The sequence below is a fragment of the Bathymodiolus japonicus methanotrophic gill symbiont genome, assembly GCF_019721995.1.
Lineage (GTDB): Bacteria > Pseudomonadota > Gammaproteobacteria > Methylococcales > Methylomonadaceae > Methyloprofundus.
On the sequence record NZ_BLYC01000033.1, the window covers coordinates 22,046 to 34,021 of the forward strand.

At 42.0% G+C, this 11,976-nt stretch carries 20 protein-coding genes; 17 read left to right on the forward strand and 3 right to left on the reverse strand.

Translation table 11 applies throughout. The annotated features are described in order from the left end of the window. Positions 1-34: 34 nt before the first annotated feature. The 3 genes from K6984_RS23885 to K6984_RS23895 are packed head-to-tail and all read left to right on the forward strand — an operon-like array spanning position 35 to position 1,487. Positions 35-706 carry a transposase gene (locus K6984_RS23885; protein ID WP_221897720.1) on the forward strand — a complete coding sequence of 224 codons (672 nt, stop codon included), beginning with the start codon at positions 35-37 and terminating at the stop codon, positions 704-706. Positions 707-726: 20 nt separating this feature from the next. Next, positions 727-942 carry a hypothetical protein gene (locus tag K6984_RS23890; protein ID WP_147636564.1) on the forward strand — a complete coding sequence of 72 codons (216 nt, stop codon included), beginning with the start codon at positions 727-729 and terminating at the stop codon, positions 940-942. Then, a complete protein-coding gene (locus tag K6984_RS23895; RefSeq protein WP_221897721.1) occupies positions 870-1,487 on the forward strand; it encodes a hypothetical protein in 618 nt (205 codons plus the stop codon). The genes K6984_RS23890 and K6984_RS23895 overlap by 73 nt, the downstream gene beginning before the upstream one ends. A 46-nt stretch (positions 1,488-1,533) precedes the next feature. On the opposite strand, the gene uvrD is transcribed toward K6984_RS23895, so the two are convergent. Continuing rightward, entirely contained in the window at positions 1,534-3,699 is a 2,166-nt protein-coding gene (gene uvrD, locus K6984_RS23900; RefSeq protein WP_221897722.1) for a DNA helicase II, read from the reverse strand. A 275-nt stretch (positions 3,700-3,974) separates the two neighbouring features. Between uvrD and K6984_RS23905 the strand changes: the two genes are divergently transcribed. From K6984_RS23905 to K6984_RS34750, 8 genes are all read left to right on the forward strand, one after another. Then, positions 3,975-4,967, forward strand: a complete 993-nt coding sequence (locus tag K6984_RS23905; protein ID WP_221897723.1) for an IS30 family transposase — start codon at positions 3,975-3,977, stop codon at positions 4,965-4,967. 353 nt (positions 4,968-5,320) lie between these two features. After that, positions 5,321-5,539 (forward strand): YgaP family membrane protein, encoded by a 219-nt coding sequence (locus K6984_RS23910; protein WP_221897724.1) that lies wholly within the window; start codon positions 5,321-5,323, stop codon positions 5,537-5,539. 277 nt (positions 5,540-5,816) lie between these two features. Then, entirely contained in the window at positions 5,817-6,383 is a 567-nt protein-coding gene (locus tag K6984_RS23915; protein WP_230988273.1) for a YihY/virulence factor BrkB family protein, read from the forward strand. A 76-nt stretch (positions 6,384-6,459) separates the two neighbouring features. Continuing rightward, entirely contained in the window at positions 6,460-6,618 is a 159-nt protein-coding gene (locus K6984_RS23920) for a hypothetical protein (protein ID WP_221897725.1), read from the forward strand. A 39-nt stretch (positions 6,619-6,657) separates the two neighbouring features. Further along, a complete protein-coding gene (locus K6984_RS23925; RefSeq protein ID WP_221897726.1) occupies positions 6,658-6,861 on the forward strand; it encodes a helix-turn-helix domain-containing protein in 204 nt (67 codons plus the stop codon). Between the two features lie 17 nt (positions 6,862-6,878). Next, positions 6,879-7,751, forward strand: a complete 873-nt coding sequence (locus K6984_RS23930) for a transposase (RefSeq protein ID WP_221895925.1) — start codon at positions 6,879-6,881, stop codon at positions 7,749-7,751. Then, on the forward strand, positions 7,738-8,496 hold the full coding sequence (locus K6984_RS23935; protein ID WP_221897727.1) for a YihY/virulence factor BrkB family protein: 759 nt from the start codon (positions 7,738-7,740) through the stop codon (positions 8,494-8,496). Before K6984_RS23930 ends, K6984_RS23935 begins: the two co-directional genes overlap by 14 nt. A 130-nt stretch (positions 8,497-8,626) precedes the next feature. Further along, complete coding sequence (locus K6984_RS34750; protein WP_263458593.1) at positions 8,627-8,761, forward strand: hypothetical protein; 135 nt, start codon at positions 8,627-8,629, stop codon at positions 8,759-8,761. Positions 8,762-8,893: 132 nt separating this feature from the next. Here K6984_RS34750 and K6984_RS23940 read toward each other — a convergent pair whose 3' ends face one another. Then, positions 8,894-9,268: a group I truncated hemoglobin gene (locus tag K6984_RS23940; RefSeq protein ID WP_221897728.1), complete on the reverse strand. Its 375-nt coding sequence runs from the start codon at positions 9,266-9,268 to the stop codon at positions 8,894-8,896. Between the two features lie 295 nt (positions 9,269-9,563). On the opposite strand from K6984_RS23940, the gene K6984_RS23945 reads away from it, so the two are divergent. The 6 genes from K6984_RS23945 (at position 9,564) to K6984_RS23960 (ending at position 11,570) form a co-directional block, all read left to right on the forward strand. After that, entirely contained in the window at positions 9,564-9,824 is a 261-nt protein-coding gene (locus K6984_RS23945; RefSeq protein ID WP_221897729.1) for a hypothetical protein, read from the forward strand. Next, positions 9,773-9,901: a hypothetical protein gene (locus K6984_RS34755; RefSeq protein WP_263458596.1), complete on the forward strand. Its 129-nt coding sequence runs from the start codon at positions 9,773-9,775 to the stop codon at positions 9,899-9,901. Before K6984_RS23945 ends, K6984_RS34755 begins: the two co-directional genes overlap by 52 nt. A gap of 221 nt (positions 9,902-10,122) precedes the next feature. Continuing rightward, positions 10,123-10,533, forward strand: coding sequence for a hypothetical protein (locus K6984_RS23950; RefSeq protein ID WP_230988274.1), 411 nt, complete (start codon positions 10,123-10,125; stop codon positions 10,531-10,533). Positions 10,534-10,558: 25 nt separating this feature from the next. Continuing rightward, a complete protein-coding gene (locus K6984_RS23955; RefSeq protein ID WP_221897730.1) occupies positions 10,559-11,128 on the forward strand; it encodes a hypothetical protein in 570 nt (189 codons plus the stop codon). Continuing rightward, on the forward strand, positions 11,077-11,205 hold the full coding sequence (locus K6984_RS34760; RefSeq protein ID WP_263458596.1) for a hypothetical protein: 129 nt from the start codon (positions 11,077-11,079) through the stop codon (positions 11,203-11,205). Before K6984_RS23955 ends, K6984_RS34760 begins: the two co-directional genes overlap by 52 nt. A 179-nt stretch (positions 11,206-11,384) precedes the next feature. Next, the gene (locus K6984_RS23960; protein WP_147773189.1) at positions 11,385-11,570 is read left to right on the forward strand and encodes a hypothetical protein; all 186 of its coding nucleotides are present in this window, start codon (positions 11,385-11,387) and stop codon (positions 11,568-11,570) included. 79 nt (positions 11,571-11,649) lie between these two features. Here the strand turns inward: K6984_RS23960 and K6984_RS23965 are convergent. Further along, positions 11,650-11,976 (reverse strand): hypothetical protein (locus tag K6984_RS23965; protein WP_221897731.1); only part of this gene is annotated, 327 nt, incomplete at its 5' end.

An 11,976-nucleotide genomic window follows, 5' to 3' on the forward strand; every position in this document is an offset into this window, starting at 1 on the left:
TCTGAGGTTGTTGTAATTTTATCGGCGTAATCCCATGTTAATGAATGCCCCAGCCACCTTTATCCAAAGCTATATTGACGATTTAAATGATGCGCTCAATCAGCTAAAACCCGGAGCCGCTTTGACACGGATTCAAGCCGCTTGGTTGGGCACTTGTTTAACGTGCATACTGCTAATGAACTCTGTTTGCTGGGCTAAGTTTGAGCGAGCAAGCCTTGGAGATTGCAAAGTAGCCGCATTATCCTGGGTGTTTCGTAAAGCAAGTATACCCTGGGACTGGTTGCTACAGGTGAGTGTGGTCTTAATTTTAAAACGTTATGGCATTACTGAAGGTGTGTTGGCCTTTGATGAATCAGACCGAGCACGATCTAAGTCTACAAAACGTATTTATAAGGTTTACAAGCAGAAACACAAAGGCTCCGGCGGGTATGTTAATGGACAAACGATAGTATTATTGCTGCTAGTTACCTCATCCATTACAGTGCCTGTCGGTTTTTTCTTTTATATGCCGGATCCAGCCTTAAAGCAGTGGGATAAAGAAGATAAACGGTTGAAAAAGAGCGGTATAGCAAAAAAAGATCGGCCTATTAAGCCTGAACGTGACAGTGCCTACCCGACCAAAACAGAGATTGCATTAGGCTTATTAAAAGAGTTTAACAGGCGCGCCATGCTACCTCACGAAATTCCGGGACTCCTGTCGCCATAATTCGTTCACCTACGCAGCGGATGGGAGATGCCCTGAACGCCCTGCGTCCGCAACGACTACGCACAAAAGCCGCTTCGTCATTACTACCTCACTGGCTGGACGGCTATTCGGAATGCAATTCTTGCTCCTCTCGCGTGCTGCTAGCACACGTCGAATCAGCGAATTGCCCTGTCGCCTATCAGGGACTAAAAATCACCACTTCGCTAAGCTCCGTTTCCATGATTTTCAGCGAGTGACTGTCAGCAGTGCACGATTAAAGGTGAGTTCTCACAGTAAAAAGCGCTTTGTCATTGCCTTAAAATATGACGGTGAAAACGACTATCGCTATTTAGTGGCGACAGACCTGACTTGGCGCACACAAGATATTATTCAAGCCTATACGTTGAGATGGCTGATTGAGGTTTTCTTTGAGGACTGGAAGCTTTATGAAGGATGGGGGCGTGAGGCCAAACAATTAGATGAAGAGGGATCAAGCCGTGGCCTGGTTCTGAGTCTTTTGTTTGACCATTGCCTTCTCCTTCACCCAGAGCAAATAGCCCGCATTGAAAGCAAACTACCTGCGTATACCGTAGGAAGCTTACAGCGCAAGTCTCAAATGGATGTACTGCTTGAGTTCATCACGTCATTGCTAGAGTTTCCAGATCCTGGTGATAAGCTGAAAGAGTTAGGTGAATTAATAAAGGATGTGTTTCAACTGATGCCATCAGGAAAACATATGATTGGCAGAGATTTAGGCCGCTTAGGGCCAACAGCATCATTAAAGTATTGTTCTGCTGGGTGAAGGTAAGAGTTTGATGGCAATGGGATGGAAAAACTTGAACATCGAGTTATACAACCTCTAACTTGGCATAAGACAGCATCAACCACTTCATACCCACATTGGCAAAATTAATTTGCACTCGCTCCTGACTACCTTCACCATCGACTTGCAACACCACCCCCTCACCAAATTTCTCATGCCTTACCCGCTGCCCTAATTGATAACGCCCACTGGTTCCAAGTATTACCTTTGCTTTAGTATTTGTTGATACAGGCTTGCTGACACTGGCACGCAGCCGTATTTCCTGCATCTGTTCAGCAGGAATTTCTTTTAAAAAGCGCGAAGGTCTAGGATGATTTTCCTTACCATATAAACGTCTGGACTCCGCATAACTTATATATAATAACTTCATCGCACGAGTCATGCCTACATAACACAAGCGGCGCTCCTCTTCTAATCGGGCTATATCATCGACTGACTGCTGCGAAGGAAATAAACCTTCTTCTAGGCCCACCATAAATACTAGAGGGAACTCCAAGCCTTTTGCCGAATGCAAGGTCATTAACTGTACACAATCCTCAAAGTCATCTGCTTGTGCATCGCCTGACTCTAAAGCGGCATGCGCTAAAAACAAATCCAGCTCTGAAAAGTTTTCTTCATTATCTTCGTCAAATTCAAATTGCCGCGCTGCGTTAACTAGTTCTTCCAGATTTTCTACCCGCGCCTCACCCTTATCTCCTTTTTCTTTCTTATGGAATTCAATTAGACCGCTTTTTTCGATCGCATATTTGACCTGCTCATATAACTCCTGATCTTCCGCCTGCTCCCCCAGACTGTTAATTAACTGCACAAAGCCTTTAAGCGCATTTTCCGCACGCGGAGTAAAGTGCCCCGCCTTAAGCAACTCAATCATTGCCTGCCATAAACTTATTTGTTTAGACCTAGCTAGCTGGCGTATATCATCCAGGGTTTTTGCTCCAACCCCACGCGTTGGCGTATTAATAATGCGCTCAAACGCTGAATCATTATCTTTATGCAACATAAGAAACAGGTACGCCAAGGCATTTTTGATTTCCATACGATCAAAGAAGCGCAACCCACCGTAAACTCGATACGGCGTACCGGTCGCCATCAACTTCTCTTCAAACTGGCGCGACTGGGCATTGGACCGATACAGAATAGCAATATCCGAGCGTAAATTTCCTTCTGCAACCCATTTACGTATCCGCTCTACGACAAAGTAGGCTTCATCCTGCTCATTAAAAGCAGAATACAGCGAGATTAAATCACCATCACCGCCATCGGTTCTAAGTTCTTTCCCCATACGCCCATCATTGCATGCAATTAGCGCATTAGACGCTTTAAGAATATTTCCAGTAGAACGATAATTTTGCTCGAGTCTAATCAATAGATGATTAGGATAATGCTGTTGAAAATTAAACATATTCTCAATTTTCGCCCCACGCCAGCCGTAAATTGACTGATCATCATCCCCCACGACAAACAAATTGTCCTGCCCTTCGGTTAATAAACGTAACCAGGCATATTGCACGGTATTGGTATCCTGAAATTCGTCCACATGCACATGCTTAAAACGCGCCCGATAGAAAGCTAATAATTCGGCATTATCACGTAAGGTTTCATGCGCTCGTAACAGTAACTCTGCAAAATCCACCAACCCCGAGCGCTGACATAGATCTTCGTAGGTGCGATAAATAACCAACAATTGCTGCTGATATAAATCGCCCGTTTCCTGTATATGTTTAGCGCGTATGCCTTCATCTTTTTGCGCATTGATATACCACACCACCTGCTTAGGTGGCCAGCGGTTATCATCTATATTCATCGCCTTCATCAAGCGCTTAATTAAGCGTAATTGATCATCTGAATCGATTACCTGGAAGGTATCTGGTAATTTTGCTTCCTTATTATGCTGGCGTAATAAGCGATGTGCCAGGCCGTGAAAAGTACCAATCCACATGGAACGCGCTGAAATATTTAACAGATCTTCAACACGGCTACGCATTTCTTTAGCCGCTTTATTAGTAAAGGTAACCGCCAGGATATTATGAGGTGAAATATGCTCTATCTTAATTAACCAGGCTATACGATGCACCAGCACACGCGTCTTACCACTACCCGCACCCGCCAGTACCAGCATAGACCGAGTGGGTGCTGAGACTGCTTCACGCTGCGCATCATTTAGAGAATCAATAATTGCCGTTACATCCATTACTTAACCTATTTGGCATTTACTATAAGTACACGGTAGAGCGTGACTTTAGTGCGCCTTTCTAAACTGTTTTACCAGCGGACTAAAGCCACGCTCTACAGCATTCAATAAGGCGATAAAAAATCAAACATTATACCTGATCAAAATAATGAATCCTGAATTCGTATAATAAGTGCATAACCCCCTGCAAGTATTGGCTAGACTAACACCTGTTGAATTAAGACAAGACATAGGTGTAAAGTAAACAGCTACCAAACAATTTACAGAGGCTACAAATGAGCTATACACACCTATGTCCTGAAGAAAGATATTATATAGAAATTGAATTAAAAAAGGGAACTTCACAGAATAAAATAGCAGAAGCCTTAGAACGAAGCCAAAGCAATATTTCACGCGAGATTAAACGCAATACAGGTCAAAGAGGCTACAGGCATAAACAAGCAGAAGATTTTGCCCAAGAACGACACAAAAACAAGCCTAAAGAGGTTAAATTAACGGATGAAATAAAAGGCATTGTTAATGTTCGCATTGAGGATGACTGGAGTCCTGAGCAGATTGCAGGGCGGTTAAAACAAGAAGGTATAATTAGTCTTCATCATGAAACAATCTACCAGCATATTCTGGCGGACAAAAAGGCAGGGGGTGAACTATACAAGCATCTTCGGCATCAGAACAAAACCTATCGCAAGCGGTATGGGTCAGCCCATAATAGGACAGGAATCCCTAATAGAGTCGATATAGATGAGCGTCCTGAAGAGGTCAACAACCGTAAGCGTATAGGTGATTGGGAGGCAGATACAATCATTGGGAAAAATCACAAAGGGGCGATTGTAACGTTGGATGAGCGAGTCTCTAAATTACGGTTGGCCTTCCCTTTAGCGGGGAAAAAGGCTCAATATGTATTAGACGCAACTATTTTAATGCTTGATCCTATAAAAAGCTTTGTTAAAACAATTACTTTTTATAACGGGAAAGAGTTTACCCTGCATGAAAAAATAGCAGAAGCACTAGGTTGTGATACGTATTTTTCGACTCCATACAGCTCTTGGGAAAGAGGGCAAAATGAGAATGCTAATGGCTTATTAAGACAGTATTTCCCTAAAGTAATGGATTTGATTGATGTTACGATAAAAGAGGTTTTTATAGCCGTTGATAAGCTAAATAGTCGCCCTAAAAAGTGTCTCAATTACAAAACACCTTATGAGGTATTTGAAGAGCTGACTGGGATAGATATGAAAAATTTATTGGGTTATGTACTTATGACTTGAATTCAGGAATTAAAAATGCGTTGGTTTTACCGGTTATTTTCATCCTGAGCTTGCACATTTTTATTAGGCCTGTATATTTACTATCTGAAGTTTCCCAATAATTATTTATGGTAAAATTGAAACTATGCTACAACTATATGAAAAAAACAGTCTTTTCATTCATTTCAAATGCTATTGCCTAAGGGGAATTAAGTAGGGGTTTGCTATAAACATGGCAAAACCACCTAAAATAAACCTCGATACACCAGCATTGTGTCTTTCAGCTACTCAATAATTGGGAAACTTCAGTTTACTATTGTTAAACACTGACTATCTGTCCTCTTATTATAAATTAGAATAAAAAAGGAAAAACCATGAACTTTGATTTTAAACGCATGCTAAAATTTGAAATTAACGTCGGCACAAAAGAAAAAAAAATGCGCATCTATTCAGGTGCCGCTTTATTGTTTGTTTCCCTATTTATAGCTTCTGTGCCTTTACTATTAATCGGCCTGATACTGGTTGCTACTGGTTACACTGGATTTTGCCCGGTTTATTCAGGCATAGAAAGATCGACTGTAGAAGAAGAGTAAACACCGTAAGTTGGGCATAGGCACGCAAGGTGACAAGTGACTCTCCCAACTAACCTGATTAGCCACAGCAGATCCATTCACACCTTCTCTCCCTCCCCCTAGCCCTCAGAATAACCCACTACACTCAGCCTATCAGTTTAATCTAGCTTGCGACTAGTGCCTCCCTATTTTGTATCAAATATTAATAGTTGAATTTAAGAGATGCTGTACTAGAATAAATATGTCTTGCTTAGGAACTATTTCCCCTGAAGCTATTCTTTATTCAAGGTGACTGATTATGCTGCAACAAATAATGGACTATTTTCGTATAGGGCTGTGGTTACAACAAACAGAAACCGAAGAGCGACAACTAAAAGCATACCTCATACGTTTGCTAAAAATATTCACGCTCTCCATCAAGGCTTTTATTAAAGATAATGGCGCCTTGAGAGCATCGGCACTCACACTTTATTCGCTTTTATCTATAGTACCTGTTATTGCCATGTTATTTGGTATCGCCAAGGGCTTTGGCTTTGAAGCACTTTTAGAACAGCGACTGCTAGAACAATCATCCGAACAAAGCGCCCTTATCGAAAAATTATTTGAGATGGCAAAGCACCTGTTAGACTCCACTAAAGGTGGTGTCGTTGCCGGCGTTGGCGTTGGCGTTGGCGTTGCAATTCTTTTTTGGACCGTGCTAAAAGTCATTAGCAATATCGAAGAGTCATTTAATCATATCTGGCGAGTGACAAAATCACGGACTCTGGCACGCAAGCTAAGTGATTATCTCTCGGTCATGTTACTCGCTCCACTATTGATGATTGCAGCCAGCAGTATCAGTATCTATAGACTTTCAGAAAATTAATTTCCGAACAAACAAAAACGACAGAGGGGAAACTGGCTTATAATTTTCGTCCCAACACTAACGGAAACAGTCAAAAATGGTATCCCTCACTTTTTCAAAGTCAATTGTAGGCCGACTAAAAAAAAATATGGCGACAACTCTCAAGCTAAGTAATATTCGTTTATATCGATTAACTCAAGCTCTACTCTGGTTCAGTGAATGCATGGGAATCAAAGAAATAGCACGCCTAATGTGAGTCTGTGAAAAAACCATTATAAATTGGCTGAAAACATTCATGCATAAAGGTGTCGGTTGGTTAATAGGGCAACACTATCAAGGACGTGGTCGGAAGTCAAAGTTAACTAAAGACCAGAAAAATAGATTGGTTGAGTTGATAAAGAAAGGCCCAGAAGACAATGGATTTCATTGTGGAATATGGAATACTGCGATGATTGCCGAGCTTATTTGGTTAAAACTTGAAGTTCGTTATAAAACTTGAACTATTTATCAAGCCTAATGAAAAAACTGGGCTTCAGTTATCAAAAAGCTCGTTTTGTGACTGATCGCCAAGAAGAAGAAAAGTACGAGCTTGAAAGAAAAACGTGGCTGGAAGAAACATTGCCTGCCATTATGGAAAAGGCGGTAGAAGAAAAGAGTGTCGTTTTATTCGGTGATGAGGTGTCATTTGCTATGTGGGGTTCATTGGCACGAACCTGGGCTCCAATAGGAGAGCAACCCACAGTGAAAACATCAGGGATTCGAAAAGGGTTGAAAATGTTTGGTACGATCGAACTCGAAGGAGGGAGTTTTCAATACCGAGAATCATTGGCTTATGAGATAAAACCAAAGTCACTTAGACTTTTAAAAGAAGCTGGGCTGCCTCAAGAATTTTTAGCTATTCTTAAAAGCTTAAAAAATGAGAAATATCCAACACAGAAGCTTTTTATGGAAGCGATATATTCTATTGCCGACAACGTCTTAATCGAGAGTTATAAGCCAATGATATTACAACACGCTGAAACATCTGGGCGTTTTAATGGTGAAAGCTATGTTGAGTTTTTAACACAATTGCTGGCTTATTATAAAGGCAAGATTATTCTAATTGAAGATGGTGCCCCGTATCATGGAAGCGGTGTTATTAAGGAATTTAAGTTAGCTAATGTAGATCGTTTGACAGTAGAACGTCTCCCTGCGTTCTCGCCGGATTTTAATCCGATTGAGAAATTATGGAAAAATACGAAACGCGATTCGACTCATATGAAGTATTTTAAAACTTTTGAAGATCTTCATGATTCAGTTGTGCAAACTTTTAACACTTATATGCATGATGCCAGTAAAGTGATTTGTGTTATGCAAAAATTGCGGGAAGATTTCGTTGTTACCGCCTAAGTTTAAGCGCTCCAAATTTGGAAATTATTTATCTGAGAAACTATATGTACAAACCCAGTTAACGTCTCTTATCAATGCCATCGCAATACCAGGCACAATCCTTGCATTAAAGCTACTCAGCTATTTGCCGATACTCATTTTATGGGGCTTATTTAGCTTTGTGTTTATTTTTATGCCTAATACTACGGTGAGTTACCGCTCTGGCTTATTTGCCGGCATTATCTCAGGGACTATCTATTATATAGTGCAGTCTTTATATGTCTCATTACAAATTGGGGTGAGCAGTTATAACGCGATTTATGGTAGCTTTGCTGCACTACCCTTATTTCTGGTATGGCTGCAGATTACCTGGGTTATTGTATTGATAGGCTCAGAAATATCCTTTTTTCATCAGAACCTTGCTTTTTATCAATTTAATCAGCATATTAAAAACCTGAACTTCGCATCTAAAGTAACGCTAGCCCAGCAAATTATGCACTCGATTATTGATCGCTTCAAACAAGCAGGTGCATCTCCCTATTCTGCTGAAGAACTGAGCATACACAATCAACTGCCAATTTCCATTTTACAACCCATCCTATCAGAACTGGTGGATTGTCAGTTATTAATCAAAATAGATATACCAGATGACCAGCCTGCTAGCTATCAACCCGCTAGAGATCCCAGCCTGCTTAGTGATGAAATGATTACTGAAGCTTTAGAAAATAATGGCGAATCCTATTGCATTGCGCAAAACCAAGTGTGATTCAGGCGCGCCATGCTACCTCACGAAATTCCGGGACTCCTGTCGCCGTAATTCGTTCACCTACGCAGCGAATAGGAGATGCTCCAGCCGCCCTGCGTCCGCCACAGACTGAGCACAAAGCAGCTCAGTCATGGCTACCACAAATGGCTCTACGGCTATTCGGGATAAAATTTTAGCCTCCCTCGCGCGCTATCGCGCACTTCGGATTGGCAAATTTCCCTGCGCCTTCTGGAGACTATCAGCCCGTCCGGGGCTGACAGCGTGAGTATATCAATCTCAGCCTATAGGGATGGGGGGGGGTATTCAAGAAGAATGTAACGTCTAGGGCGCTGGTCAATTACTCAGTGCCATTTAAGAAAAATGCCATCCTAAATTTACTCTAGGAAGGCATAAAACTTTATTTTCCAAGCACATCCTTTCGCGTGCTTTCTGCAATCGCTGCTGCTTGTCCAATTAGATCATCAGGTACGCCTAATTCTTTTAGCGTTGCACCTAAGTGCTCCATAACCGCATCAAAATGTGAACTATCTAAACCCATTTCTACCAAACGTGCATGAACGCTGCGCATATCACCACCGGTGTAATTATTCGGTCCACCAAACGCCATGGTAAAAAATGCTTTCTGTTTAGCAATCTGCTCTTCCATATTAGTTTTACTAAAAAAACGATTAATACGGTGATCGCCTAACACTTTTCGATAAAACAGCTCAACGGCTGCATCAACTGCTGCTTCCCCACCAATTTGATCATATAAACTTGCTTCTTCGCTCATCACAACCCTCTTTGTTATTGTTATGCTTAAAAAATCAGAACCCTGATAATAACAAGTATGTACTGACTATGCAATTACAGAAAGCATAAAAATCACATTAAACTGAAGCTTCCCAATAATTATTTATGGTAAAATTAGAACTATGCTACAACTATATGAAAAAAATAGTCTTTTCATTCGTTTCAAATGCTATTGCCTAAGGGGAATTAAGTAGGGGTTTGCTATAACTCGATGTTCAAGTTTTTGATATTGAGAAGGTAAAATCAGGTATTCTGAGGTTGTTGTAATTTTATCGGTGCAAGCCCATGTTAATGAATGCCCAGCCACCTTTATCCAAAGCTATATTGACGATTTAAATGATGCGCTCAATCAGCTAAAACCCGGAGCCGCTTTGACACGGATTCAAGCCGCTTGGTTGGGCACTTGTTTAACGGGCATACTGCTAATGAACTCTGTTTGCTGGGCTAAGTTTGAGCGAGCAAGCCTTTTGGGGAGTCGCTATTTTTGCGAAAGCTTGTTTTGGGCATCCCAGCCCAAGCAAGCAGCAAAAACTTAACGCGACCACTTATGCCTCCGGCGGCCCCGATTCGTCCTCGTCACCTCGTCCCGACCCAACAAGGGGTCGGAACATAGGCTCCAAATGACTTGACGCCGTGTCGGATGGCCTTTTATTTTGTCTCCACCTTCGCTAACGCTCAGACTCCGACAAAATAACGGCCCTACGGCTATCGCGGACTAAAAATCATCACTTCGCTTAGGCTCCGTTTCCCTGATTTTCAGCGGGAGATTGCAAAGTAGCCGCATTATCCTGGGTATTTCGTAAAGCAAGTATACCCTGGGACTGTTTGCTACGGGTGAGTGTGGTCTTAGTTTTAAAACGTTATGGCATTACTGAAGGTGTGTTGGCCTTTGATGAATCAGACCGAGCACGATCTAAGTCTACAAAACATATTTATAAGGTTTACAAGCAGAAACACAAAGGCTCCGGCGGGTATGTTAATGGACAAACGATAGTATTATTGCTGCTAGTTACCTCATCCATTACAGTGCCTGTCGGTTTTTTCTTTTATATGCCGGATCCAGCCTTAAAGCAGTGGGATAAAGAAGATAAACGGTTGAAAAAGAGCGGTATAGCAAAAAAATATCGGCCTATTAAGCCTGAACGTGACAGTGCCTACCCGACCAAAACAGAGATTGCATTAGGCTTATTAAAAGAGTTTAAAGTTGCGCATAGCCTGATTAAAATTAAAGGCGTACTGGCTTGATGCGCTGTATGGTGAAAAAGCCTTTATGGACGAAGCCGCTAAAGAACCTGGAGGCTCGCAGGTGATTAGCCAATTACGTAAAAACCAAAATATTGAATATAGAGGTAGAATAAGGTCAGTCGAGAGCTACTTTAATTCGATTAACAAAGGCATTGATCAGATAATACGTGTACGTGGCGGCAAAGAGATTAAAGTGACTGTCAGCAGTGCACGATTGAAGGTGAGTTCTCACAGTAAAAAACGCTTTGTCATTGCCTTAAAATATGACGGTGAAAACGACTATCGCTATTTAGTGGCGACAGACCTGACTTGGCGCACACAATATATTATTCAAGCCTATACGTTGAGATGGCTGATTGAGGTTTTCTTTGAGGACTGGAAGCTTTATGAAGGATGGGGGCGTGAGGCCAAACAATTAGATGAAGAGGGATCAAGCCGTGGCCTGATTCTGAGTCTTTTGTTTGACCATTGCCTTCTCCTTCACCCAGAGCAAATAGCCCGCATTGAAAGCAAACTACCTGAGTATTTGGGGAGTCGCTATTTTTGCGAAAGCTTGTTTTGGGCATCCCAGCCCAAGCAAGCAGCAAAAACTTAACGCGACCACTTATGCCTCCGGCGGCCCCGATTCGTCCTCGTCACCTCGTCCCGACCCAACAAGGGGTCGGAACATAGGCTCCAAATGACTTGACGCCGTGTCGGATGGCCTTTTATTTTGTCTCCACCTTCGCTAACGCTCAGACTCCGACAAAATAACGGCCCTACGGCTATCGCGGACTAAAAATCATCACTTCGCTTAGGCTCCGTTTCCCTGATTTTCAGCGACCGTAGGAAGCTTACAGCGCAAGTCTCAAATGGATGTACTGCTTGAGTTCATCACGTCATTGCTAGAGTTTCCAGATCCTGGTGATAAGCTGAAAGAGTTAGGTGAATTAATAAAGGATGTGTTTCAACTGATGCCATCAGGAAAACATATGATTGGCAGAGATTTAGGGCGCTTAGAGCCAACAGCATCATTAAAGTATTGTTCTGCTGGGTGAAGGTAAGAGTTTGATGGCAATGGGATGGAAAAACTTGAACATCGAGTGATACGCACGTCATATTAGTGTCTAAAGATCATCAGTGTTCCCCTATCAATTGAGGCCGTGAAACTAACCTCGCCACAAGAGAGCTCATAAAGCACTGTAAAGACATTCCTGTTATTATTGCGTTTTGAACTGCTCGAATGGTATACGAGCTGATACGAGATATTCTTGCCTGGAAAAATAATGGATTCACAAAACGATCTCGTTTTTGGGCCTGTTGCTGCCTTATCTCCAGAGCCTCGCTATATTTTTTATCCGATGGATGAATCAATTCTGGCTCTTGTGTTTTTGAAATCTCTTCAAACACGCGCATTAAATTATAGCTCATTGCAGTCAGGCGCATTTGATTTTCAAGTGAGCG